General features: G+C 54.9%; 19 protein-coding genes. 6 read left to right on the forward strand and 13 right to left on the reverse strand.

Features of this window, described 5'->3' with window-relative positions; all coding sequences use genetic code 11:
• The 5 genes from eno to rlmD form a co-directional block, all read right to left on the reverse strand.
• Positions 1–1,163: phosphopyruvate hydratase (gene eno, locus RDN66_RS19610; RefSeq protein WP_308538125.1), on the reverse strand; the 1,163-nt coding region annotated here is incomplete at its 3' end.
• Between the two features lie 79 nt (positions 1,164–1,242).
• Positions 1,243–2,877 carry a glutamine hydrolyzing CTP synthase gene (pyrG, locus tag RDN66_RS19615; protein WP_035892851.1) on the reverse strand — a complete coding sequence of 545 codons (1,635 nt, stop codon included), beginning with the start codon at positions 2,875–2,877 and terminating at the stop codon, positions 1,243–1,245.
• 223 nt (positions 2,878–3,100) lie between these two features.
• The gene (gene mazG, locus RDN66_RS19620) at positions 3,101–3,892 is read right to left on the reverse strand and encodes a nucleoside triphosphate pyrophosphohydrolase (protein WP_035892850.1); all 792 of its coding nucleotides are present in this window, start codon (positions 3,890–3,892) and stop codon (positions 3,101–3,103) included.
• Positions 3,893–3,953: 61 nt separating this feature from the next.
• The gene (gene relA / locus RDN66_RS19625) at positions 3,954–6,191 is read right to left on the reverse strand and encodes a GTP diphosphokinase (protein ID WP_035892849.1); all 2,238 of its coding nucleotides are present in this window, start codon (positions 6,189–6,191) and stop codon (positions 3,954–3,956) included.
• Between the two features lie 50 nt (positions 6,192–6,241).
• Positions 6,242–7,540, reverse strand: a complete 1,299-nt coding sequence (gene rlmD / locus RDN66_RS19630; RefSeq protein ID WP_202217275.1) for a 23S rRNA (uracil(1939)-C(5))-methyltransferase RlmD — start codon at positions 7,538–7,540, stop codon at positions 6,242–6,244.
• Positions 7,541–7,596: 56 nt separating this feature from the next.
• Here rlmD and barA point away from each other — a divergent pair, with 56 nt between their 5' ends.
• Positions 7,597–10,350, forward strand: coding sequence for a two-component sensor histidine kinase BarA (gene barA / locus RDN66_RS19635; RefSeq protein ID WP_202217274.1), 2,754 nt, complete (start codon positions 7,597–7,599; stop codon positions 10,348–10,350).
• An 80-nt stretch (positions 10,351–10,430) separates the two neighbouring features.
• Here barA and RDN66_RS19640 read toward each other — a convergent pair whose 3' ends face one another.
• The 8 genes from RDN66_RS19640 to syd all read right to left on the reverse strand — a co-directional run bounded on the left by RDN66_RS19640 (position 10,431) and on the right by syd (position 18,939).
• Positions 10,431–11,570: a glycerate kinase gene (locus RDN66_RS19640; protein ID WP_202217273.1), complete on the reverse strand. Its 1,140-nt coding sequence runs from the start codon at positions 11,568–11,570 to the stop codon at positions 10,431–10,433.
• A gap of 86 nt (positions 11,571–11,656) precedes the next feature.
• The gene (gene gudD / locus RDN66_RS19645) at positions 11,657–12,997 is read right to left on the reverse strand and encodes a glucarate dehydratase (RefSeq protein WP_202217272.1); all 1,341 of its coding nucleotides are present in this window, start codon (positions 12,995–12,997) and stop codon (positions 11,657–11,659) included.
• A 19-nt stretch (positions 12,998–13,016) separates the two neighbouring features.
• Positions 13,017–14,357, reverse strand: a complete 1,341-nt coding sequence (locus RDN66_RS19650) for an enolase C-terminal domain-like protein (RefSeq protein ID WP_035892894.1) — start codon at positions 14,355–14,357, stop codon at positions 13,017–13,019.
• The gene (gene gudP / locus RDN66_RS19655) at positions 14,357–15,712 is read right to left on the reverse strand and encodes a galactarate/glucarate/glycerate transporter GudP (RefSeq protein WP_123650601.1); all 1,356 of its coding nucleotides are present in this window, start codon (positions 15,710–15,712) and stop codon (positions 14,357–14,359) included. Before gudP ends, RDN66_RS19650 begins: the two co-directional genes overlap by 1 nt.
• A gap of 478 nt (positions 15,713–16,190) precedes the next feature.
• Positions 16,191–16,634, reverse strand: a complete 444-nt coding sequence (locus RDN66_RS19660) for a flavodoxin (RefSeq protein ID WP_035892839.1) — start codon at positions 16,632–16,634, stop codon at positions 16,191–16,193.
• 15 nt (positions 16,635–16,649) lie between these two features.
• The gene (truC, locus tag RDN66_RS19665) at positions 16,650–17,432 is read right to left on the reverse strand and encodes a tRNA pseudouridine(65) synthase TruC (protein WP_035892837.1); all 783 of its coding nucleotides are present in this window, start codon (positions 17,430–17,432) and stop codon (positions 16,650–16,652) included.
• Positions 17,432–17,761, reverse strand: coding sequence for a YqcC family protein (locus RDN66_RS19670; protein ID WP_035892835.1), 330 nt, complete (start codon positions 17,759–17,761; stop codon positions 17,432–17,434). The genes truC and RDN66_RS19670 overlap by 1 nt, the downstream gene beginning before the upstream one ends.
• 632 nt (positions 17,762–18,393) lie before the next feature.
• Positions 18,394–18,939 carry a SecY-interacting protein gene (gene syd, locus RDN66_RS19675; RefSeq protein ID WP_308538126.1) on the reverse strand — a complete coding sequence of 182 codons (546 nt, stop codon included), beginning with the start codon at positions 18,937–18,939 and terminating at the stop codon, positions 18,394–18,396.
• Positions 18,940–19,008: 69 nt separating this feature from the next.
• Between syd and queF the strand changes: the two genes are divergently transcribed.
• From queF to xni, 5 genes are all read left to right on the forward strand, one after another.
• Positions 19,009–19,854, forward strand: coding sequence for an NADPH-dependent 7-cyano-7-deazaguanine reductase QueF (gene queF, locus RDN66_RS19680; RefSeq protein WP_202217269.1), 846 nt, complete (start codon positions 19,009–19,011; stop codon positions 19,852–19,854).
• 115 nt (positions 19,855–19,969) lie between these two features.
• Positions 19,970–21,334, forward strand: coding sequence for a nucleotide 5'-monophosphate nucleosidase PpnN (gene ppnN, locus RDN66_RS19685; RefSeq protein WP_035892831.1), 1,365 nt, complete (start codon positions 19,970–19,972; stop codon positions 21,332–21,334).
• Between the two features lie 501 nt (positions 21,335–21,835).
• Positions 21,836–23,125, forward strand: a complete 1,290-nt coding sequence (locus tag RDN66_RS19690) for an HAAAP family serine/threonine permease (RefSeq protein WP_035892829.1) — start codon at positions 21,836–21,838, stop codon at positions 23,123–23,125.
• Positions 23,126–23,178: 53 nt separating this feature from the next.
• Complete coding sequence (locus tag RDN66_RS19695) at positions 23,179–24,546, forward strand: L-serine ammonia-lyase (protein WP_035892828.1); 1,368 nt, start codon at positions 23,179–23,181, stop codon at positions 24,544–24,546.
• A 122-nt stretch (positions 24,547–24,668) separates the two neighbouring features.
• Positions 24,669–25,424, forward strand: a complete 756-nt coding sequence (xni, locus tag RDN66_RS19700; protein WP_308538127.1) for a flap endonuclease Xni — start codon at positions 24,669–24,671, stop codon at positions 25,422–25,424.
• Positions 25,425–25,428: the final 4 nt, after the last annotated feature.

The following is a 25,428-nucleotide window of genomic DNA, read 5'->3' on the forward strand; positions in this document are numbered from 1 at the left end:
GCGGTACCAACAGCCAGGTCAGCGATGGTAGCGTCTTCAGTTTCGCCAGAACGGTGAGAGATGACAGCGGTGTAGCCAGCGTCTTTCGCCATTTTGATCGCAGCCAGAGTTTCGGTCAGGGAACCGATCTGGTTGAATTTGATCAGGATGGAGTTAACGATGCCTTTTTCGATGCCTTCTTTCAGGATCTTGGTGTTGGTTACGAACAGATCGTCACCAACCAGCTGGATTTTGTCGCCCAGTACTTTGGTCTGGTATGCGAAACCAGCCCAGTCAGATTCGTCCAGGCCATCTTCGATGGAGACGATTGGGTACTGTTTGGTCAGTTCTTCCAGGAAGTGAGTGAATTCTTCGGAGGTGAATGCTTTGTTGCCTTCGCCAGCCAGAACGTATTTACCGTCTTTGTAGAATTCAGAAGCTGCACAGTCCATCGCCAGAGTGATGTCTTTGCCCAGCTCGTAGCCAGCTGCTTTAACCGCTTCAGCGATAACAGCCAGAGCTTCAGCGTTGGAACCCAGGTTAGGAGCGTAGCCGCCTTCGTCACCAACAGCAGTGTTCATACCTTTAGCTTTCAGAACTTTAGCCAGGTTGTGGAACACTTCGGAACCCATACGTACGGCTTCTTTCAGGGATTTCGCGCCAACTGGCTGAATCATGAATTCCTGAATGTCGACGTTGTTGTCAGCGTGCTCGCCGCCGTTGATGATGTTCATCATCGGAACTGGCATGGAGTATTTGCCTGGGGTGCCGTTCAGTTCAGCGATGTGAGCGTACAGTGGCAGACCTTTAGCAGCAGCTGCTGCTTTGGCGTTTGCCAGAGATACGGCCAGGATTGCGTTCGCGCCGAAGTTGGATTTGTTCTCAGTACCGTCCAGATCGATCATGATCTTGTCGATGCCAGCCTGATCTTTAGCATCTTTACCCAGCAGAGCCTGAGCGATTGGGCCGTTTACCGCACCAACAGCTTTCAGTACGCCTTTACCCATGAAGCGAGATTTGTCGCCATCACGCAGTTCCAGTGCTTCGCGGGAACCAGTAGAAGCACCTGATGGAGCTGCTGCCATACCGACGAAACCACCTTCCAGGTGTACTTCTGCTTCAACAGTCGGGTTACCACGGGAGTCGATGATTTCACGACCGATGATTTTAACGATTTTGGACATTAGGTTTTCCTCAGTACAAGTTAAACTAAAACTCCAGACAAACAACGCCCCTCGTGGGGCGTTGCCGTTCTAACTTTTCTTACTTCTGACGCTTCTGGTACTCGCTCGCGGCTTTCACGAAGCCAGCAAACAGCGGGTGCCCATCACGCGGCGTGGAAGTAAACTCCGGATGGAACTGACAAGCAACAAACCACGGGTGGTTCGGTACTTCGATGATCTCGACCAACTGATCATCCCCGGAACGGCCCGCAACGCGCAGACCTGCAGCTTCAATCGGTTTCAACAACATGTTGTTGACTTCATAGCGGTGACGGTGACGCTCAACGATAGTTGGCTCGCCGTACATCTGGCGGACCAGGCTGTCATCGCTAAGCTGGCACTGCTGTGCGCCAAGGCGCATTGTGCCGCCGAGATCGCTCTTTTCAGTACGAACTTCGACATTGCCATCTTCATCACGCCATTCGGTAATGAGCGCCACAACCGGGTACTTACAGTCTGGCACAAATTCCGTAGAGTTGGCGTTTTCCATGCCTGCAACGTTACGCGCGAATTCGATCAGCGCAACCTGCATACCCAGGCAGATGCCCAGATAAGGAATTTTGTTTTCACGCGCATAGCGTGCGGTAGCGATCTTGCCTTCAACACCACGGTAGCCGAAGCCGCCAGGGATCAGGATAGCATCCAAATCTTTCAGAATTTCGACGCCGCGCGTTTCCACATCCTGCGAATCAATCAGCTTGATGTTGACGGTTACGCGATTTTTCAGGCCACCGTGTTTCAGCGCTTCGATCACAGATTTATAGGCATCTGGCAGTTCAATGTACTTGCCGACCATACCAATCGTGACTTCGCCTGCCGGGTTCGCTTCTTCGAAGATAACCTGTTCCCATTCGGCCAGGTTTGCTTCCGGGCAGTTCAAGCTGAATCGTTTACAAATATAATCGTCCAGCCCCTGAGATTTCAACAGGCCTGGAATTTTATAAATGGAATCGACATCTTTCATTGAAATAACGGCTTTTTCTGGCACGTTACAGAACAATGCAATTTTTGCACGTTCGTTGGCCGGAACCGCGCGATCGGAGCGACAGATCAGGATATCTGGCTGAATACCGATGGACAGCAGCTCTTTCACGGAGTGCTGAGTCGGTTTGGTTTTGACTTCGCCCGCCGCTGCCATATATGGCACCAGGGTCAAGTGCATGAACAGCGCGTTTTCACGACCGATATCCACGGCCAGCTGACGAATCGCTTCCAGGAATGGCAGGGATTCGATATCACCGACGGTACCGCCGATTTCAACCAGCACCACATCGTGACCTTCGCCACCGGCGAGAACGCGCTCTTTGATAGCGTTAGTGATGTGTGGGATAACCTGCACGGTTGCGCCCAGATAGTCACCGCGACGCTCTTTGCGCAGGACATCTGAGTAGATACGGCCGGTAGTGAAGTTGTTGCGGCGAGTCATTTTGGTACGAATGAAGCGCTCATAGTGACCCAGGTCCAGGTCGGTTTCAGCGCCGTCTTCGGTAACGAACACTTCCCCGTGTTGGATCGGGCTCATGGTGCCAGGATCGACGTTAATATACGGATCCAGTTTCATCATGGTCACGTTGAGGCCACGGGCTTCAAGAATGGCTGCCAGGGATGCTGCGGCAATGCCTTTACCCAGAGAGGATACGACCCCGCCGGTCACAAAAATATAGTTCGTTGTCATGCTGGACCTGAGAAGTTAGGGTGAAACGATGGAATAACCAAGACGGGAAAGTAGTATACCCGAACATGGCGAGCGCCACAAACTTTCATTCTCGCTCCTCAATCGCCGCAGAAACAAACATGGGGAGTGAGAAAATAGCCCCTTTGGAGTAAAAGTTTTTGACGCAAATCAAGCGCTTGTCATTTAAGATTTCGCACTTTTCGCCCTTTCCCACAAAATTTCTTTAGAGATCAGATTCCTGCCGTTTTACCTGCTGCCAAACTTCTTCCATCACATCCAGATCCACACCGGTCATTTCCAGGCCACGTGCGGCGACAATCCGCTCAACTTCGCGGAAACGGCGCTCAAATTTTTCGTTCGCCTTCTGCAATGCGGTCTCTGCTTTTACCCCTAAATGGCGAGACAGGTTAACGGTGGCAAACAGCAGGTCGCCCACCTCTTCTTCCAGTTTAGCTTCGTCGACCACCGCCTGCCTGGCTTCGTCCATGACTTCGTCGATCTCTTCATAGACTTTGTCCAGCACCGGGCCAAGCGTGGTCCAATCAAAGCCAACCGCCGAGCAACGTTTCTGAATTTTATGCGCCCGCATCAGCGCTGGGAAAGCGCGCGGGATATCGTCTAACGCCGAGTGCTGCGCTTTCTCTGCCCGTTCAGCGGTTTTGATTTTCTCCCAGCGGGTCAGCACTTCCTGACTGTTTTCCGCGCTTGCATCACCGAAGATGTGTGGGTGACGACGCTCCAGCTTGTCGCTGATAGCGGCGCAAATATCGTTAAAATCAAAGCGCCCCTCTTCCTGGGCCATCTGAGCGTAAAACACCACCTGGAACAGCAGGTCACCCAGCTCGCCGCGCAGGTCGTCAAAGTCTTCGCGCGCAATCGCGTCGAGCACTTCGTACGTCTCTTCCAGCGTGTAGGGCGCAATAGTGCTAAACGTCTGCTCTTTATCCCACGGACAGCCATTTTCAGGGTCGCGCAGGCGCTGCATGATGCCGAGCAGTCGGTCGATTTGAGTCATGGTGATTCCTTGCAAAAGAGAGTGTTACCCTCCCCCATCGGGAGAGGGTAACAAAAGAACATTACCCGCCGTGCAGTCGACGAGCGTCAATCACATCCGGCACCTGGTTCAGCTTGCCAAGCACGCGGCCCAGCACCTGCAGGTTGTAGATTTCGATGGTCATGTCGATAGTTGCCATCTGCTGCTTGGTGTCGCTACGGCTGGCCACGCCCAGCACGTTCACCTTCTCGTTGGCGAGGATGGTGGTGATATCGCGCAGCAGACCGCTGCGATCGTTGGCCTGAACGCGCACCACCAGCGAGTAACCCGCCGAGTAGCTTTCGCCCCAGACGGCGTCAACGATGCGCTCTGGCGCATGCGACTGCAGCTCCGCCAGCTGTTCACAGTCCGCCCGGTGCACGGAAATCCCGCGCCCTTGGGTGATAAAGCCGACAATCTCATCACCGGGAATAGGCTGGCAGCAGCGCGCAATGTGATGCATCAGATTACCGACGCCTTCTACCACCACGCGGCCGTTGTCTTTGCTGCGGTTCTGCGGCGTATACGTCTTCTGCTGAAGCTGTTTCAGCGCGGCAGCATCCTGTTCGGCGGCGCTTGGTTTATTGAACTGCGCCTGCAGGAAGTTCACCATCTGATTGAGGCGAATATCGCCGCCGCCAATGGCCGCCAGCAGCTCTTCCACGTCGTTAAAGTTATAGCGCGGCAGCAGGTGCTTCTCGGCTTCCTTGAGGCTGATGCCCAGATGTTCCAGCTCGTCATCGAGGATCTGACGGCCAGCCAGCACGTTTTTGTCTTTGTCCTGCTTACGGAACCAGGCGTGGATTTTCGAACGTCCACGGCTGGTCGTCACGTAACCAAGGTTCGGGTTCAGCCAGTCGCGGCTCGGGTTCGGCTGCTTCTGGGTGATAATTTCAATCTGATCGCCCATCTGCAGCTGATAGGTGAACGGCACGATGCGCCCACCAATCTTCGCGCCGATGCAGCGGTGACCGACGTCGCTGTGAATGTGGTAGGCGAAGTCCAGCGGCGTTGAGCCCGCCGGGAGGTCCACCACGTCGCCTTTTGGCGTAAACACGTAGACGCGGTCATCGAAGACCTGGCTGCGCACTTCGTCGAGCATCTCGCCAGAGTCGGCCATCTCTTCCTGCCACGCAATCAGCTTACGCAGCCAGGCGATACGGTCTTCGTGGCCGGAACGTGGGCCGCTCGCCGCGCCAGCACCTTCTTTGTATTTCCAGTGTGCGGCAACGCCCAGCTCGGCGTCTTCGTGCATTTGCTTGGTACGAATCTGGATTTCAACCGTTTTGCCGCCCGGCCCTAATACCACCGTATGGATGGACTGGTAGCCGTTTGGTTTCGGGTTTGCGACGTAGTCGTCGAACTCATCTGGCAGGTGACGATAGTGAGTGTGCACTATCCCCAGCGCGGCGTAGCAGTCCTGCAAACGCTCCGCGACGATACGCACGGCGCGCACGTCAAACAACTCGTCAAAGGCGAGGTGTTTTTTCTGCATTTTGCGCCAGATGCTGTAGATGTGTTTCGGTCGACCATACACTTCGGCCTTCACGCCTTCGGTCTTCATTTCGCTGCGCAGATGGCCAACGAAATCAGAGATATAGTGTTCGCGGTCAATACGACGCTCGTGCAGCAGCTTCGCGATGCGCTTGTATTCAGCCGGGTGCAGATAGCGGAAGCAGTAATCTTCCAGCTCCCATTTGAGCTGACCGATACCTAAGCGGTTGGCGAGCGGTGCGTAGATGTTGGTACATTCTTTGGCTGCCAGCACGCGTTCGTCTTCCGGCGCGTCCTTCACTTCGCGCAGGTGAGCAATACGTTCGGCAAGCTTGATGACCACGCAGCGGAAGTCATCCACCATCGCCAGCAGCATGCGGCGGACGTTATCGACCTGCTCGGATGAGACCGCGTCGGTATGGGTGGCTTTCAGTTGGCGAATAGCCGCCATATCGCGCACGCCGTGAATCAGGGTCACGACCGATTGACCGGCGCTTTCGCTCAGCACTTCTTCGCTGACAACGTTAGCGTCTACTAACGGAAACAGCAGCGCGGCTCTCAGCGTGTCGTTATCCATGCTCAGCGTGGAGAGGATTTCAACCATCTCCACGCCACGCCATAGCATCAGCTCGGCGTCATCATGTCCCACGGTTTGGCGGCGACAATAATCCCAGGTCTCGGCTAAGCGTTCACACGACTGCTGGCTGGAAATTCCCAGACTTGCGATCCATTTCTGTGGGTCAAATTCACCAGCTTTATTGAGATGTGCACTTCTTACCGCAACCATTGTCCTCTCCTTTCAGGGACCGGCCTGTCGAAGTCGACAAGCCACCGTTATTACCTACGCTCAAACAGCACCATAGATTCCTGGTGCCCAGTGTGCGGGAACATATCAAGCATTGCCATACGCTGAATTTGGTACCCCGCGTTCAGCAACGCCTCGCTATCGCGCGCCAGCGTCGCCGGATTACAGGACACATACACCACCCGCGTCGGCGCTAATTTTATAACATGCTGCATCACGCCCGGTGCGCCAGCACGGGCAGGATCGAGTAAAACTTTGTCAAAACCGTGTTTCGCCCATGCCTGAAGTGTTACATCATCTTCCAGATTCTCGTGGAAAAAGGTGACATTCTCCAGCTGGTTTAGCGCGGCGTTTTCCCGCCCTTTCGCCACCAGCGCCGGGACGCCTTCAACGCCAACAACGCTTTGCGCACGTACAGCCAGCGGCAGGGTGAAGTTCCCCATTCCGCAAAACAGATCCAGCACCCGGTCGGTTGACTGTACATCAAGCCATGACAACGCCGTTGCAACCATCTGCTGATTCACGCCGTCGTTCACCTGAATAAAATCGCGCGGGCTGAAGGTTAAGCGTAGCCCGTCTGACGAATACCAGGGCTCCTCACCGGTAACGCGTTCAAGTATCTCGCTTTCTGGTGCCAGATAAAGCGCTACGCCGGAAGAATGCGAAAAGCGTTCCAGTTTTTCTTTGTCGTCATCCGAGAGCGCCGCCGTGTGACGCAGCACCATCAGTGGACCGTTGTCGGCACTAACAAGTTCAACGTGCCCGAGCTGGCGTTTCCCCTTCAGGCTCTCCAGGCATTCCCGCACGTCAGGCAGTAACGCCTCAAGATTGGGCACCAAAACGGGGCATTGCACCACTTCGACAATGTCGTTCGAATTCGCTTTGCGAAAACCCATCTGCAATTTTTGGGTTTTGGGCTGATAATTCACGCTCAGCCGCGCCCGACGGCGGTATCCCCAGGCTTCCCCCGAGATAACCTCGTCCACATCGTGCTTCATTAACCGATAAAGCGCCTCACGTTTGCTGCGCTGTTGTAGTGCAACGGACGCATGCTGTTGCTGGCAGCCGCCGCAGACGCCAAAATGCGGGCAACGCGGCGTTTCGCGCTCGGAACTGGTGGTCAGACGGCGCTTTACCTGCCCGCGCGCATACTGTTTTTTATCTTCCGTCAGGGTCACTTCCGCGCTTTCATCTGGCAATAACCCATTGATGAATAATGCTTTACCGTTGTGGCGCGCGACACCTTGCCCAAAGGGATCAAGACTGCTGACTGTCACGGTTATGATCTGGCGCGTCGTCACGCGCCGTTTTGCAGAGTAGAATTGCGCCATCGTAGAGATTTTTCTCAATCAAAAATATTGCTCTGATTCTCCCACAACGGACCTCCATGACCAACTACAGCCTGCGTGCAAGAATGATGATTTTGATCCTGGCACCAACCGTACTCATCGGTTTACTGCTCAGTATTTTCTTCGTCGTACACCGCTATCATGACCTGCAGCGTCAGCTGGAAGACGCCGGTGCCAGCATTATTGAACCGCTCGCCGTCTCCAGTGAATATGGTATGAATTTGCAAAATCGCGAATCCATCGGTCAATTAATTAGCGTGCTGCACCGCCGCCATTCCGATATTGTGCGCGCCATTTCCGTTTATGATGAACACAATAAGCTGTTCGTCACCTCCAACTATCAGTTGGACCCAAGCGAGCTACAGCTCCCGCGCGGCACGGCGTTTCCCCGAAGGCTAAGCGTAACCCGGCACGGCGATATTATGATTTTGCGCACGCCGATTATCTCCGAGCATTATTCGCCGGATGAATCGCCGCAGTCGGATGCCAAGACACCCATTAACATGCTGGGCTACGTGGCGCTGGAACTGGATCTCAAATCTGTCCGGCTCCAGCAGTACAAAGAGATTTTCATCTCCAGCGTGATGATGCTGTTCTGTATCGGCATTGCGCTCATATTCGGCTGGCGGCTGATGCAGGACGTCACGGGGCCGATTCGCAACATGGTGAATACGGTTGACCGCATCCGACGAGGGCAGCTCGATAGCCGCGTTGAAGGCTTTATGCTCGGTGAGCTGGATATGCTGAAAAACGGCATCAACTCGATGGCGATGTCGCTCGCCGCCTATCACGAGGAGATGCAGCACAACGTCGACCAGGCTACGTCGGATTTACGCGAAACGCTTGAGCAGATGGAGATCCAGAACGTTGAACTGGATCTGGCGAAAAAGCGCGCGCAGGAAGCCGCGCGCATCAAGTCTGAGTTCCTCGCCAACATGTCGCACGAGCTGCGTACGCCGCTTAACGGGGTGATTGGCTTTACTCGTCTGACGCTCAAAACCGAACTCAACCCCACCCAGCGCGACCACCTCAATACCATTGAACGTTCGGCCAATAACCTGCTGGCCATCATCAATGACGTGCTCGACTTCTCGAAGCTGGAAGCCGGTAAACTCCTGCTGGAGAGCATTCCTTTCCCGCTGCGTAATTCGCTGGATGAAGTGGTCACCCTGCTGGCGCATTCGGCCCACGATAAAGGGCTTGAGCTGACGCTTAATATTAAAAACGACGTGCCGGATAACGTTATCGGCGACCCGCTGCGTCTCCAGCAGGTGATCACCAACCTGGTGGGTAACGCCATCAAGTTCACCGAAAACGGTAACATTGACGTGCTGGTCGAGCAGCGCGCGGTCAGCAATAACAAGGTGCAAATTGAAGTGCAGATCCGCGACACCGGAATTGGTATTCCGGAGCGCGATCAGTCACGTCTGTTCCAGGCCTTCCGCCAGGCGGATGCCAGCATCTCCCGTCGTCACGGAGGGACAGGTCTGGGGCTGGTTATCACGCAAAAACTGGTGCGCGAGATGGGCGGCGACATTTCCTTCCACAGCCAGCCAAATCGGGGGTCCACTTTCTGGTTTAACATCAACCTCGATCTGAACCCGAATGTGATTACCGATGGCCCGGACACCAGCAGTCTGAAGGGCAAGCGCATTGCCTACGTGGAGGCCAACGCCTCTGCGGCACAGGCCACGCTGGATATGCTCGCCTCTACGCCGCTGGAGGTGGTCTACGCCGTCAGCATCGCCGCGTTGCCCGCAGAGTTCTACGATATTTTGCTGGTTGCCGTACCGGTTTCCGTTCGCGATCTGAGCATTCACCGCGAAAAGCTGGGCATGGCGCTGGACATGACCGATCACCTGGTGTTGGCGCTACCGTGCCACGCGCAGGTAGACGCGGAAGCGCTGAAGAAAGGCGGCGCATCGGCCTGCCTGTTGAAGCCGCTTACCATTACTCGACTGATGCCGGTGCTGCTGGAGTTTAGCCTCAGCACTTCTTCTCAGATTGCCGTCCCACATACCGAACATCGCCTGCCGATGACGGTCATGGCGGTGGACGATAACCCGGCTAACCTGAAGTTGATCGGCGCGCTGCTTGACGATCAGGTGCAGCACGTTGAGCTGTGCGAAAGCGGCCACCAGGCCGTTGAGTGCGCCAAACAGATGAAGTTCGACCTGATTCTGATGGATATCCAGATGCCGGATATCGATGGCATTCGCGCCTGTGAGCTGATTCGCCAGTTGCCGCATCAGCAGCAAACGCCGGTGATTGCCGTCACTGCCCACGCCCTCGCCGGACAGCGTGAGAAGCTGCTGACAGCCGGTATGAACGACTATCTGGCGAAGCCGATTGAAGAGAACCGGTTGCATGATTTACTGCTGCGCTACAAGCCAGGCGTCAACGTGGTGCCTCGCCCGGTGAACGCCGAACCGGTTGAGCCGCCGGTCGATTTGAATGCCACGCTAGATTGGCAACTGGCGCTACGTCAGGCGGCCTATAAACCTGACCTGGCGCGGGAAATGCTACAGATGCTGGTCGCCTTCCTGCCGGAGGTGCGCAATAAAGTGGAAGAGCAACTGGTCGGCGAGGAGCCAGAGAATCTGGTCGATGCTATCCATAAACTGCACGGTAGCTGCGGCTATAGCGGCGTTCCGCGTCTCAAGCATCTCTGTCATCTGATTGAAAGCCAGCTGCGCGGCGGCACGCCGCCTGAAGAACTGGAGCCGGAGCTGCTGGAACTGCTGGATGAGATGGACAATGTGACCCGCGAAACCCGGAAAATGTTGGGGTAAGAGCCATTCCCGGCGGCGCTTCGCTTGGCCGGGCTACCATTAAATGTAGCCCGGGCGAGCGCCAGCGACCCCGGGAAAACCTACAGCGTCTGCCCTAATTTAATCACCGCCGCAATATTCCGCGCCGCCATTCTCACGTTCTCACCCGCTTCCGACAGAGCTTCTTCCAGGGTGCAAATGCGATAAATCACGCTGAACACCGCGTCAATACCGTGCTGGTGCACCACACCGACGTCCGGCGTCAGGCTTCCGGCAATCCCAATCACCGGAATACGGTAGCGCTTCGCCACCTTCGCCACGCCTACCGGCACTTTGCCATGAATCGTCTGGCTATCCATGCGCCCTTCGCCGGTAATCACCAGACTGGCATCCGCCACCAGCGCGTCAAGGTGCAGCGCATCGGTCACAATCTCAATCCCCGGACGCAGCGCTGCGCCGCAGAATGCATGCAACGCCGCCCCCATCCCCCCCGCCGCGCCGCCGCCCTCAAGCGTCAGCACGTCGCGGCCTAAATCTCGTTGAATACACGCCGCATAGTGCGCCAGGGCGCGATCCAGGAACGCGACCATCTCCGGCGTCGCCCCCTTTTGCGGGCCAAACACCGCTGAGGCCCCCTCTTCGCCGGTCAATGGGTTGGTGACATCACAGGCGACATCAATCTGACAGCGCGACAGTCTGCTATCCAATCCGCTGATATCAATGGTTGCCAGCGTCTCCAGCCCGGCACCGCCCGGTGCAATAGGCTGGCCGCTCGCGGTCAGCAGTCGGGCACCCAGCGCCTGCACCATTCCGGCACCACCGTCGTTGGTCGCGCTACCGCCAAGACCAATGATGATACGGCTAACGCCGCATTCCAGTGCGTGACGAATAAGCTCTCCGGTTCCCCAGGAGGTGGTTTTCAGCGGGTTACGCTGAGCCACAGGTACGCTCTCCAGACCGCTTGCCGCCGCCATTTCAATAAACGCGCATCGGTTATCGCCGGAAATACCGTAGAAACCCCGCACGGGAGAGCCCAATGGCCCCGTGACCTCTACGTCGACAACCCGCCCCTGCGTTGCTGCCACCATCGCTTCTACGGTGCCTTCGCCACCGTCGGCAACCGGCAGCTTGACGTACTGCGCATCGGGGAAAATCTCGCGAAAACCGTCCTCTATCGCACAGGCAACATCCAGCGCGCTCAGGCTTTCCTTGTATGAGTCAGGGGCAATCACAATCTTCATGGGCTGTCCTTATGCGAATTTGCGGCAGTGCTCTGCACACCAGAGTATACAGAACACTGCCGACTCCAATGGAGTCGGCAGTAAGCTTAGCGCACCATGCAAGGACGTTTGTTATCAAATGTCCAGTTCGGGATCAGATACTGCATTCCCATCGCGTCATCGCGTGCGCCGAGTCCGTGCTTTTTGTACAGCGCATTGGCCTTCATCACCTGGTCCATATCCAACTCAACGCCCAGACCCGGTTTGTTCGGCACCTGCACCATACCGCCTTTGATTTCAAACGGTTCTTTGGTCAGGCGCTGATTACCTTCCTGCCAAATCCAGTGGGTGTCAATCGCGGTGATTTTCCCTGGTGCGGCGGCAGCCACGTGGGTGAACATCGCCAGCGAAATATCGAAGTGGTTGTTAGAATGTGAGCCCCAGGTCAGGCCAAACTCATGGCACATCTGCGCCACGCGCACCGAGCCCTGCATGGTCCAGAAATGCGGATCCGCCAGCGGAATATCCACCGATTGCAGAGACAGCGTATGGCCCATCTGACGCCAGTCGGTGGCAATCATATTGGTGGCGGTTGGCAGCCCCGTAGCACGGCGGAATTCCGCCATCACTTCACGACCGGAGAAGCCCTGCTCAGCGCCACACGGATCTTCAGCGTAGGCCAGCGATCCTTTCAGGTATTTACCGATCTGGATCGCTTCATTCAACGACCATGCGCCGTTCGGATCCAGCGTCACGCGCGCCTGCGGGAAGCGTTTTGCCAGCGCCACGATAGACTCAGCTTCTTCTTCACCTGCCAGCACGCCGCCTTTCAGCTTAAAGTCGTTGAAGCCGTACTTTTCATACGCCGCTTCTGCGAGGCGCACTACCGCATCCGGGGTCATGGCTTCGTCATGGCGCAGTCGATACCAGTCGCATTTCTCGTCCGGCTGACTCTGATACGGCAGCGGCGTGGCTTTACGGTTACCAACGAAGAACAGGTAGCCCAGCATCTCTACTTCGCTACGCTGCTGACCGTCGCCCAGAAGGGACGCTACGTTAACGCCCAGATGTTGACCCAACAGATCGAGCATCGCCGCTTCAATTCCCGTTACCACATGAATCGTGGTACGTAGGTCAAAAGTTTGCAGGCCGCGACCGGTCGCATCGCGGTCGGCAAAGGTGCTGCGCACGGTATTCAGTACGTTTTTGTACTCGCCGAGGGTTTTCCCCACCACCAGCGGAATGGCGTCTTCGAGGGTCAGGCGGATTTTCTCGCCGCCGGGGATCTCCCCAACCCCCGTGTGCCCTGCGTTATCCTTGATAATCACAATATTGCGGGTAAAGAACGGCGCATGCGCTCCGCTCAGATTCATCAGCATGCTGTCGTGACCAGCAACCGGAATAACCTGCATCGAAGTGACTACTGGCGTTGAAGTTTGCATCGTCATTGTTCAATCCTTTCTTAAATTAATTGCGGCCGAAAACAGGGCGTTTACGGTCAAAGGTCCAGCCGGGAATCAGATACTGCATCGGGCCAGCGTCGTTACGTGCGCCCCCTGGCAGTTTTTTGTAGGCTTCATGCGCCCGATGAATCTGCTCCCAGTCCAGCTCTACGCCAAGCCCAGGCGCATCAGGTACGGCAATCTTACCGTCCTTAATCTGGAGTGGATTTTTGGTCAGGCGGGCATCACCTTCTTGCCAAATCCAGTGGGTATCAATGGCGGTTGGGTTACCCGGCGCAGCGGCACCGACATGGGTAAACATCGCCAGGGAAATATCAAAATGGTTGTTAGAGTGGCAGCCCCAGGTAAGCCCCCAATCGTCGCAAAGTTGGGCGACGCGAACCGCCCCGGAGAGAGTCCAGAAGTGCGGGTCGGCAAGCGGAATGTCGACTGAATTTAGCATCACCGCGTGCCCCATTTCTCGCCAGTTGGTGGCAATCATATTAGTCGCCACCGGTAGGCCGGTTGCGCGGCGAAACTCCGCCATCACTTCACGACCGGAGAATCCTTGTTCTGCGCCACAGGGGTCTTCTGCATAGGTCAGCACATCGTTCAACCCTTTGCACAGCGAAATCGCTTCATCTAGCAGCCAGGCACCGTTAGGATCAACCGTAATTCGCGCGTCCGGGAACTGCTTTTTCAACTCCCGTACCGATTCAATCTCCTGTTCACCCGGCAATACACCGCCCTTTAGCTTGAAATCTTTAAAACCGTAACGATCCTGAGAGGCCTGCGCAAGACGCAGCACCGCGTCGCTGTTCAGCGCTTCCTGATGACGCAGGTGGTACCATTCGTGGTTGCCTGGTGTACTCTCCAGATAGGGCAAATCGGTCTTCGTACGATCGCCTATATAGAACAGGTAGCCCAGCACCGTGACCGCATCACGCTGTTTACCCGGCCCCAACAGTTCACACACCGGGACGTTCAGCGCTTTGCCCAATAGATCAAGCAGCGCCGCCTCTAGCGCAGCCACTGCATTCACCCGCAGTTCAAACGTCCACGCGCCTTTACCAAAAGTATCAAAATCAGCAGACTGGTTGCCTTTATGCACCCGCTGCACCACTTTGTTCAGCCGCGCAACTTCCTGCCCCAATACCATCGGAATAGCATCGAGCAGCGTCTGATAAATCACCTCACCGCCCGGCGCTTCGCCTACGCCGGTATTCCCGGCGTTATCAGTTAACACCACAATATTTCGCGTGAACCAGGCATTGTGCGCGCCGCCAATGTTCAGCAGCATGCTGTCATGTCCGGCGACCGGAATGACTTTCATGTCCGTAATGATGGGGCTTGATTGTGTATTCATCATGCACGTCCCGTTATTGGTTTAAGTTCCACACGTTTGATATCGCCCACCAGCACCAGATAACTCAGAATCGCCACGAGCGCATGAATCCCCACATAAATCAGCGCACCGTTGAAGGAGCCGGTGGTCCCAACGATGTAGCCAATCGCGATTGGCGTTACGATGCCGGAAATATTGCCGAACATGTTGAACAGGCCACCGGACAGACCGCTGATCTCTTTCGGTGCAGTATCGGCCATCACCGCCCAACCCAGCGCACCGATACCTTTTCCGAAGAAGGCTAAAGCCATAAAGCCGATAATCATCCACTCAGCGTTGACGTAGTTACAGAACACCATCACCATCGATAACAGCATTCCCAGCACGATAGGCGTTTTACGCGCCACGTTGAGCGAGCCGGTACGACGCATCAGCCAGTCAGAGATAATCCCGCCCAATACGCCGCCCGCAAAACCGCATACCGCCGGAACTGAGGCAACGAAACCGGCTTTGAGAATCGACATGCCGCGAGCCTGCACCAGATAAACCGGGAACCAGGTGATAAAAAAGTAGGTTAAGGCGTTGATACAGTACTGACCGATGTAAATGCCAATCATCATGCGGGAGCCAATTAACTGTTTAATCTGCCCCCATTTTTCGCTGAAAGGAACCTTCGTCTTAGGGCCTTTCTGATCCATGTTAATCAGCGCGCCACCCTCAGCAATGTACTCCAGCTCTTTTTTGTTCACGCCTGGGTGCTGATTTGGCTCGTGAATCACTTTCATCCAGACAAAGCTGATAACGATCCCCAGACCGCCCATAAAGAAGAATACGTGTGACCAACCCACCTCATGGGTTAACCAGCCCATAATCGGTGCGAAGATCACGGTTGCGAAGTACTGCGCGGAGTTAAAAATAGCAACCGCCGTTCCCCTCTCCTGAGCCGGGAACCAGGCCGCGACGATACGGCTGTTGCCCGGGAAGGATGGCGATTCAGCAAGCCCGACGAGGAAACGCAAGGTAAAGAGCGCGATAATGATGCCAAAACCGCTAAAGATGTCGACAAATCCCTGTAACAGGGTGAAAACCGACCAAATAAAGATAGACCAGAAATAGACGCGTTTAGAGCCGAAGCGGTCAAGCAACCAGCCGCCTGGAATTTGGCCAATAACATAGGCCCATGAAAATGCTGAAAAAACATAACCCATACCGACAGGGTCAAGGCCAATATCTTTGGCCATCTCTGAGCCGGCGATGGAAAGCGTCGCACGGTCACCGTAGTTGAACGAGGTGACGATAAACAGCATCACCACAATCCAATAGCGAGCATTCGTCCGTTTTTCAACGGCGCTCGCGGTCTGACTCAATGAACTCATTGTTGTACTCCTGAATTATAGCTTTTCGCTACATTCATTCTGAACAGCACAACCTGTAGGGTAATCAGAATGACGTATTTGTGTTTTATGCAGTATGTCGTTGCACTACTGCTTTTTAGTAACTGGCAGGAGAAAGTATAAAAAGAGGACTGCGTCGTCTCACTGTTCAAACGCACAGCATTTTCGTTCACTTAATGACAAATTTTCAGCATAAGCCCAATAACCTGGGCAGTCGCTCACGAAAATGAAAAACGCAGCCCTCTCATTCGAGGGGAAAGGCAGGAGCGTGAAACGCTTCTCTTGACGTTGTGAAAACGCCAGGCAAAGCCGCTATAAAAATAGGGTTTTAGGGCAAACGCCAGATGTGGGGCAGAAGAAGAGCCGTTATGATCTCTTTTGTCGTTGGTTTACAAAGGATTGGCTGGCAGCACGAACAAGGAGGCCCTCTGCGTAGGGAGAGGGCAGCCCTGTGATTTGGTTATTTCAGCAGCGTTGCCCACTGCTCAACCCACGGATTGGAAACGCTCTCCGGCTCCGGGTCTTCAGACGCATCAATCATCAGCATTTCGCCAATGCGCTGTGCGCCCTGTTCCTGTAAAAGCGCATCGAACCGCTTACCGCCGCCGCAGAAATTGGCATAGGTGCTATCACCCAGCGCAATAATGCCGTAGCGCAGATGCGGCTGATACATATCCTGCAGATCGTTAAACAGCGGTACGATGCTGTCAGGTAAATCGCCTTGTCCGGTTGTGGAAGTCACCACCAGCACGTACTTTCCGGTGTAGCTTTCCCAATCAGAGACCATCGGGTCTTCAAATACCGTCGCTTTATGACCAAGACCGCTCAGAATGGTTTCTGCTTCTTCCGCCACCAACAGCGAATTGCCGTACATGGTGCCGACAAAAATCCCTACTTCAGCCATGATTTAACTCCCTGTTTACTTCTGGATAGCTTCATCCTGACCGCAGTCGCTCACAAACTCAACCCTTTCATTCTCAGGGAGAAGCCCACGCCAGCCGAAATGTGATAAAGCCTGCATCCAGACGTCATCTAGCCCAGCGCGAATGGTCAGCGGCTCACCGGTAAACGGGTGCGTTAATGAGAGTTGGCTGGCATGAAGCATTAAACGGTGACAGCCAAAATGCTCGGCACCGCTGCGATTCTGGCGCAGGTCGCCGTGCTTGCTGTCGCCAATAATCGGGTGACGAAGATGCGCCAGATGGCGGCGTAACTGATGCTTACGGCCGGTTTTCGGCTCCAGCTCGACCAGCCCATAGCGGGTGGTAGGATAACGGCCCGTAGGCACCGGCATTTCCACCGTCGCCAGCCCACGATAATGGGTCACCGCCGGCTGCGGGTCTTTATTCTCGCGGGCAAACTTATCGGCAATTTTGTCGAGTTCTTCCACCAACGGATAGTCGAGAATGGCCTCATCCATCAGCCAACCGCGCACGATAGCATGGTAGCGCTTCTGCATCTGGTGCTGTTCAAACTGCTGGGATAGCAGGCGGCCCGCTTCGCTGGAAAGCCCCATTAAAAGGACGCCAGAGGTTGGGCGGTCAAGGCGATGGGCGGTGAAAACGTGCTGGCCAATCTGGTCGCGCACCGTTTGCATCACCACGACTTTTTCATCGCGGTCGAGCCAGCTGCGATGTACCAGCCAGCCGGACGGTTTGTTCACCGCCACCAGCCACTCATCCTGGTAAATAATTTCCAGCATCAGTGCGTATCGCTCACGAAGAAGGCATCCAGCTGTTCCAGCGGCGGCAGAATGATCGCACGCAGCGGGTGTGCGGCATCCAGCGCCATTTCATAGTATGGGGCGATAGCAAAACCGGTTGGCAGCGGCATTTCACTATCGAGCAATTGGTGCATGCGCGGAATCAGCACCCATTGCAGCCACTCTAACGGCTCCAGCGTATCCATGCAGAATGGCTGATCGCTGGCGAATGCGCTCTCATGCGGTGCGGTCTCTTGCCAGTGTTGATGCTGGCGCATCAGGGTTTCAATAAGCAGTAGTTGATCGCGTAAGCTGTCGTGGCGTGTCATGGAAACCTCAGAGGAAACAAAATCGGGCGCAGGATATCACTAGTTGGCGGGAAACAAAAAAAGGGAGCACTGTAAAAACAGTGCTCCCGGTTCGTTTCGCAGCAATCCAGCTACTTTTGGTGCTCCCTGCTCGTCCGTGACAACTTTTCCTGTGGTCTCCTGACCATGTTCATCCATAAACGGTTGCTTCCTGCATCACACCACCCCGATGTGATTTCACCCAATCCTGAGTGTGTCCTGATCTTCCTGATCCACCAGATATCCTGTCTGGCTCTCATTCTCCGTCCTGGAGGTGTCCTTTAACGCGTTCCTGCGTTGTCCTTTTGCTTCATCCTGAAGCCTTTCCTTGAATCACCTTCCCGGTGTGTCCTATGAAGTGCCATCATCCTAATGTTCACTTCATTGTGCGACTCCCTGTCGACGTAGATAGAATCCGCTATTCCGCCCCGTCTTACAAGTGCTTGTGAGACAACCCCTTAAGACTTACCTGAGCAATAATATGCTTAATATTCGCATACTATATTGATATAAAAGGAAATTACTAAATGGGTAGGATGAGTGTCTTACTTATCTTCTGGCGATCTCTCACAAGGCGTGTAAGAGATCTCTCACAAAGTGATGGGCAAACTGTCTTACAGGATAGGCTCAAGTTGAGTCAGGAAACTCGCAAGGGACGACGCTAAAGGCAGGCGATTACGGGTGCCGAGCGTCTCTTTGATGACTTCACCGGTCACATTACAGACGGAAATCACGTCTAGCTCGCTGTCGAGCGTCGCGATAAACAGCGTCGGTGAAAGTTTAAGTCGTTTTTGCGTGACCAGGTGACCAATCAGGTTTTCCTGCACGCGACGAAAGTCGTCAGGGCTCCACGCCTGCAGCAACATCAGGGTTTCTCCCATAAACATTGCGCGCATATCACCCGCATACTGGGTGATATAATAGGTGTGAATGGGTTGTTGTACCACAATGTCCATTGCGCGTTCAACGCCATTTACATTTTGCTCGCCGTCGAACGGCTGCGGCTGCCAGAGCACCTCATCATCGGTCGTCGAGACCTGGCACGGGGACGGAATGCCGTAAAGTTCCTCGCTGCGCGGCAGGCTGTTGTGCTCACGCTGCCAGGCATCGCAATAGCGTTGGGTAAAAGCGTGTAATGCTTCTGCGGTCTGCTGATCCACGAATTTCTCTCTTCAGGTTAGCCAGGATACACTAGAAACAATAGTGTACCTGCTTTGTAACGGTGAAACATGTCTTCTTATGAGAACCACCAGGCGTTGTCTGGCCTGACCCTGGGTAAAACCACAAATTATCGCGATACCTACGATGCCTCCCTGCTTCAGGGCGTGCCGCGCAGCTTAAACCGCGACCCGCTCGGGCTGCACGCCGATACCCTGCCGTTTCACGGCGCGGATATCTGGACGCTGTATGAACTCTCCTGGCTGAATGCCAAAGGGCTGCCACAGGTGGCCGTTGGCCACGTCGAGCTAAGCCACGCGACGGTCAATCTGGTGGAGTCCAAAAGCTTCAAGCTGTACCTCAACAGCTTCAACCAGACGCGTTTTGATAGCTGGGAAGCGGTGCAGCAGACGCTGGAACGCGACCTGTGCGCCTGCGCTGAAGGCCAGGTGACCGTCGCGCTGTATCGCATTGACGAGCTGGAAGGTCAGCCTATTGCTCACTTCCACGGTAGCTGCATTGATAATCAGGATATCGAGATTGAGAGCTACGAATTTAACGCCGATTATCTCGACGGTTCGGCCGGTGAGAAGGTGGTGCAAGAGACGCTGGTCAGCCATCTGCTGAAATCAAACTGCCTTATCACCCACCAGCCAGACTGGGGCTCAGTGCAGATTCAATACCGTGGTCCGCAAATCGACCGCGAGAAGCTGCTGCGCTACCTGGTGTCGTTCCGCCATCACAACGAATTCCACGAGCAGTGCGTCGAACGTATATTCAATGACATCCTGCGTTTCTGCGCGCCGGAGAGCCTGAGCGTTTACGCACGCTATACGCGCCGCGGCGGTCTGGATATTAATCCGTGGCGCTCAAACGGTGAATTTGTTCCAGCCATTGGCCGACTGGTGCGCCAGTAAGCTTAACAAATTCTCAATTTTGCGCGCTTTGTTCCGCGCCGAGGTTGTAGAAAACAGGCCAGCGAGGCTATTGTAATCAGCAAGGAAGACGATTTTCGTCCCGTAAGGAGTTCACTTGATTACACATATTAGCCCGCTTGGCTCAATGGATATGTTGTCGCAGCTGGAAGTTGACATGCTTAAACGCACGGCCAGCAGCGACCTGTATCAATTGTTCCGTAACTGTTCTTTGGCCGTACTGAACTCAGGTAGCCTGACCGATAACAGCAAAGAGCTGCTGTCCCGTTTTGAAAGCTTCGACATTAACGTGCTGCGCCGCGAGCGCGGCGTGAAGCTTGAGCTTATCAATCCGCCGGAAGACGCCTTCGTTGATGGGCGAATTATTCGTTCGCTGCAGGCCAACCTGTTTGCCGTCCTACGCGACATCCTTTTCGTCTATGGGCAAATTCATAACACCGTCCGCTTCCCGAACCTCGATCTGGAAAGCTCAACCCACATTACTAACCTGGTATTCTCGATTCTGCGTAACGCCCGCGCGTTGCACGTTGGCGAAGCGCCGAGCATGGTAGTGTGCTGGGGCGGCCACTCCATTAATGAAAACGAATACCTGTACGCTCGCCGCGTCGGTAATCAGCTTGGCCTGCGCGAGCTTAACATCTGTACCGGCTGTGGTCCGGGTGCAATGGAAGCGCCGATGAAAGGTGCCGCGGTGGGTCACGCGCAGCAGCGCTATAAAGAAGGCCGTTTTATCGGCATGACCGAGCCGTCCATTATTGCCGCTGAGCCACCTAACCCGCTGGTGAACGAACTGATCATCATGCCGGATATCGAAAAACGTCTGGAAGCCTTTGTCCGTATTGCCCACGGGATAATCATCTTCCCTGGCGGCGTCGGTACGGCGGAAGAGCTACTGTATCTGCTGGGCATTCTGATGAACCCAGCGAACAAAGACCAGGTGCTGCCGCTTATCCTCACCGGCCCGAAAGAGAGCGCCGACTACTTCCGCGTGCTGGACGATTTTGTCGTGCATACGCTTGGCGAAGGCGCGCGCCGCCATTACAAAATCATCATTGATGATGAAGTCGAAGTGGCGCGGCAGATGAAGAAAGCGATGCCGCTGGTGAAAGAGAACCGTCGCGATACCGGTGATGCCTACAGCTTTAACTGGTCGATTCGCATTGCGCCAGACCTGCAAATGCCGTTCGAGCCGTCACACGAAAACATGGCTAGCCTGAAGCTCTATCCGGATCAGCCGGTTGAAGTACTGGCCGCCGACCTGCGACGCGCCTTCTCCGGCATCGTGGCGGGTAACGTGAAGGAAGTGGGCATTCGCGCTATCGAAGAGTTTGGGCCGTATAAGATCCACGGTGATAAAGAGATGATGCGCCGTATGGATGAACTGCTGCAGGGCTTCGTCGCCCAGCATCGTATGAAACTGCCCGGCTCGGCCTACATTCCCTGCTACGAAATCTGCGCCTGAGTCTGACCTCAGCGTAATTCACTCCCCTTCCGGCGGTCTTTTCCGCCGGAATTCTCCCCAAAATAACCCGCTTAACCCCGCCTATTCATTCACAGCCAATCGTTTGCGTATGTTATCCGACCACATATTATTAGTCATAGTTATGTTTAAGCGCTAAAAAACGCCATTTTCACCATTTTTATCAGCAAAAACATCGTATTTACCCCCTCCACCATTTACCACACATACTGCGAATGGTAGCCTTCGCGACCATTAATTTCTGCATATGTTGCAATTACAGGAAAAATACCTGCAATAACCCACACTGAAAGTGGATTATTACATTTGCGATCATGATCACTGATACATTTACCAGTTAAATGTACATTTGCGCTCGTCTAAAACGGCATCGGGTAAAAATCACAAAAAAGCCGGTGCTTATAAAATTTAATATTGGTTTTAACGTTCTTTTTATTTTATTTGACTAAAAAATTAGCATTTTCCTTCCTCCAGGAGATACAGATGGAAAACACTCAAACCAGCACTATCGTCACAGCAGAATCTGCTAGCGGATGGCGCAAAACAGATACAATGTGGATGCTGGGTCTTTACGGTACCGCAATTGGCGCGGGCGTACTGTTCCTGCCAATTAACGCCGGCGTTGGTGGCATGATCCCGCTTATCATCATGGCTATCCTTGCGTTCCCAATGACTTTCTTCGCACACCGCGGCCTGACCCGCTTCGTGCTGTCCGGTAAAAACCCGGGCGAAGACATCACTGAAGTGGTTGAAGAGCACTTTGGTATCGGCGCAGGTAAACTGATTACCCTGCTCTACTTCTTTGCTATCTACCCAATCCTGCTGGTTTACAGCGTAGCAATCACCAACACCGTTGAGAGCTTCCTGGCTCACCAGCTGCACATCACGCCGCCACCACGCGCGCTGCTGTCACTGATTCTGATCGTCGGTATGATGACCATCGTTCGCTTCGGTGAGCAGATGATTGTTAAAGCGATGAGCATCCTGGTGTTCCCGTTTGTTGCGGCCCTGATGGTGCTAGCTCTGTATCTGATCCCACAGTGGAGCGGTGCGGCGCTGGAAACGCTGTCCTTCAGCAGCGCAGCCTCTACCGGCAACGGCCTGTGGATGACCCTGTGGCTGGCAATCCCGGTTATGGTGTTCTCCTTCAACCACTCACCAATCATCTCCTCCTTCGCGGTCGCGAAGCGTGAAGAATACGGCCAGGGCGCAGAGAAAAAATGCTCCTCTATTCTGGCTCGTGCCCACGTGATGATGGTGCTGACCGTTATGTTCTTCGTCTTCAGCTGCGTACTGAGCCTGTCCCCAGCGGACCTGGCGGCGGCAAAAGAGCAGAACATCTCCATCCTGTCTTACCTGGCGAACCACTTCAACGCGCCGGTCATTGCCTGGATGGCACCGATTATCGCGATTATCGCTATCACCAAATCCTTCCTGGGCCACTACCTGGGCGCACGTGAAGGCTTTAACGGTATGGTTATTAAGTCTCTGCGTAGCAAAGGCAAAACCATCGAAATCAACAAACTGAACAAAATCACTGCGCTGTTCATGCTGATTACCACCTGGATCGTGGCAACCTTGAACCCAAGCATCCTGGGGATGATTGAAACCCTGGGCGGCCCAATCATCGCGATGATTCTGTTCCTGATGCCGATGTATGCCATTCAGAAAGTACCGGCAATGCGTAAGTACAGCGGTCACATCAGCAACGTCTTCGTTGTCCTGATGGGTCTCATCGCTATCTCCGCCATCTCCTACTCTCTGTTTAGTTAATCACCCTGCGCCGTCCCTCGGGGCGGCGCACTTCAATACCATAGGGACGCCTCATGATTAGCGTATTCGATATTTTCAAAATCGGCATTGGTCCTTCCAGCTCACACACCGTGGGGCCAATGAAAGCAGGCAAACAGTTCACGGACGACTTGATTGCGCGTGGGATCCTCAATGATATTACTCGCGTAGTCGTCGATGTTTACGGCTCACTCTCTCTGACCGGTAAAGGTCACCATACCGATATCGCCATCATTATGGGTCTGGCAGGAAATCTGCCTGATACGGTTGATATCGACGCTATCCCGTCGTTTATCCAGGACGTGAACACCCACGGTCGCCTGATGCTGGCCAACGGTCAGCACGAAGTGGAGTTCCCGGTTGACCAGTGCATGAACTTCCATGCCGACAACCTCTCCCTGCATGAAAACGGCATGCGTATCACCGCACTGGCGGGCGACAACGCCGTTTACAGCAAAACCTATTATTCCATCGGCGGTGGCTTTATCGTCGATGAAGAGCACTTCGGTCAGACGACTGAAGCGCCAGTTGCCGTACCTTACCCGTACAAAAACGCCGCCGATTTGCAGCGTCACTGCAACGAAACCGGACTGTCGCTCTCCGGCCTGATGATGCAAAACGAACTGGCGCTGCACAGCAAAGAAGAGCTGGAAAAGCACTTCGCTGACGTCTGGGCAGTGATGAAGGGTGGTATCGAACACGGCACCACCACTGAAGGTGTCCTGCCGGGTAAACTGCGCGTTCCGCGCCGCGCCGCAGCGCTGCGTCGTATGCTGGTAAGCCAGGATAAAATCAGCAGCGACCCAATGGCGGTTGTCGACTGGATCAACATGTTCGCGCTGGCCGTTAACGAAGAGAACGCCGCCGGTGGCCGCGTGGTAACGGCACCAACCAACGGCGCCTGTGGGATTGTTCCTGCGGTGCTGGCGTACTACGACAAGTTTATCCGTGAAGTGAACGCTAACTCGCTGGCGCGCTACATGCTGGTCGCGAGCGCGATTGGCTCACTGTACAAGATGAACGCTTCTATCTCCGGTGCCGAAGTGGGCTGTCAGGGTGAGGTCGGCGTAGCCTGCTCCATGGCCGCTGCGGGTCTGGCTGAACTGCTAGGCGCAAGCCCTGCGCAGGTATGCATCGCCGCAGAAATCGGTATGGAACATAACCTCGGCCTGACCTGCGACCCGGTTGCCGGCCAGGTACAGGTACCGTGCATCGAGCGTAACGCCATTGCTTCAGTCAAAGCAGTGAACGCCGCACGTATGGCGCTTCGCCGTACCAGCGAGCCGCGCGTCTGCCTCGATAAAGTTATCGAGACTATGTACGAAACAGGCAAAGACATGAATGCCAAGTATCGCGAAACCTCTCGCGGCGGCCTGGCGATGAAAGTGGTCGCCTGCGACTAGCGTCATCCCCCCCAGAGGCCTCGTGCAGTTTTGCGAGGCCTCTTCCCGTTTTATCCCTCGCCAATAGCCTCACTGTGCCGTGAATGTTACCCTTGTCGCTCGAATCGTTAGGGAGAACACCTGTGGCCGTCCATTTGCTGATTGTTGATGCACTCAACCTGATACGCCGTATCCATGCCGTTCAGGGTTCCCCTTGTGTGGAAACCTGCCAGCACGCGCTGGATCTGCTGATTGCCCACAGCCAGCCGACTCACGCGGTGGCGGTGTTTGACGACGAGGCGCGCAATAGCGGCTGGCGTCACCAGCGCCTTCCTGACTACAAAGCGGGCCGTCCGCCCATGCCAGACGACCTGCATGCTGAAATGCCCGCGCTGCGCGCTGCCTTCGAGCTACGCGGCGTGCGCTGCTGGGTTTCCAGCGGAAACGAAGCCGATGATTTAGCGGCAACGCTGGCGGTGAAAGTCGCTGGAGCAGGCCATCAGGCCACCATCGTCTCCACCGATAAAGGCTACTGCCAGCTGCTCTCGCCCAACCTGCGCATTCGCGACTATTTCCAGAAGCGCTGGCTCGACGTGCCGTTTATCGAAAAAGAGTTCGGCGTCCAGCCGCATCAACTGCCGGACTACTGGGGGCTTGCTGGGATCAGCAGCTCGAAGGTGCCGGGAGTGGCGGGGATTGGCCCAAAGAGAGCTACCCAGTTGTTAACGCAGTTCCCGACGCTGGAGGCGCTGTATGCGCATCTGGATGATGTCCCGGAGAAGTGGCGCAAGAAACTGATTGAACACCAGGAGATGGCGTTTTTATGCCGCGATATCGCGCGGCTGGAGACAGATTTGCATATCGATGGCAATTTGCAGCAGCTAAGGCTTAACCGATAACGCC

This window comes from uncultured Kluyvera sp. (assembly GCF_902485085.1).
Lineage (GTDB): Bacteria > Pseudomonadota > Gammaproteobacteria > Enterobacterales > Enterobacteriaceae > Kluyvera > Kluyvera ascorbata.

Excerpts from the sequence above, each read along its gene's own strand:
- RDN66_RS19670 (WP_035892835.1), bottom strand. The coding sequence starts at position 17,761 with ATGACACGCCACGACAGCTTACGCGATCAACTACTGCTTATTGAAACC.
- barA (WP_202217274.1), top strand. The coding sequence starts at position 7,597 with ATGACCAACTACAGCCTGCGTGCAAGAATGATGATTTTGATCCTGGCA.
- truC (WP_035892837.1), bottom strand. The coding sequence starts at position 17,432 with ATGCTGGAAATTATTTACCAGGATGAGTGGCTGGTGGCGGTGAACAAA.
- gudD (WP_202217272.1), bottom strand. The coding sequence starts at position 12,997 with ATGACGATGCAAACTTCAACGCCAGTAGTCACTTCGATGCAGGTTATT.
- mazG (WP_035892850.1), bottom strand. The coding sequence starts at position 3,892 with ATGACTCAAATCGACCGACTGCTCGGCATCATGCAGCGCCTGCGCGAC.
- gudP (WP_123650601.1), bottom strand. The coding sequence starts at position 15,712 with ATGAGTTCATTGAGTCAGACCGCGAGCGCCGTTGAAAAACGGACGAAT.
- RDN66_RS19650 (WP_035892894.1), bottom strand. The coding sequence starts at position 14,357 with ATGAATACACAATCAAGCCCCATCATTACGGACATGAAAGTCATTCCG.
- RDN66_RS19690 (WP_035892829.1), top strand. The coding sequence starts at position 21,836 with ATGGAAAACACTCAAACCAGCACTATCGTCACAGCAGAATCTGCTAGC.
- pyrG (WP_035892851.1), bottom strand. The coding sequence starts at position 2,877 with ATGACAACGAACTATATTTTTGTGACCGGCGGGGTCGTATCCTCTCTG.
- queF (WP_202217269.1), top strand. The coding sequence starts at position 19,009 with ATGTCTTCTTATGAGAACCACCAGGCGTTGTCTGGCCTGACCCTGGGT.
- relA (WP_035892849.1), bottom strand. The coding sequence starts at position 6,191 with ATGGTTGCGGTAAGAAGTGCACATCTCAATAAAGCTGGTGAATTTGAC.
- RDN66_RS19640 (WP_202217273.1), bottom strand. The coding sequence starts at position 11,570 with ATGAAGATTGTGATTGCCCCTGACTCATACAAGGAAAGCCTGAGCGCG.
- rlmD (WP_202217275.1), bottom strand. The coding sequence starts at position 7,540 with ATGGCGCAATTCTACTCTGCAAAACGGCGCGTGACGACGCGCCAGATC.
- RDN66_RS19660 (WP_035892839.1), bottom strand. The coding sequence starts at position 16,634 with ATGGCTGAAGTAGGGATTTTTGTCGGCACCATGTACGGCAATTCGCTG.
- RDN66_RS19695 (WP_035892828.1), top strand. The coding sequence starts at position 23,179 with ATGATTAGCGTATTCGATATTTTCAAAATCGGCATTGGTCCTTCCAGC.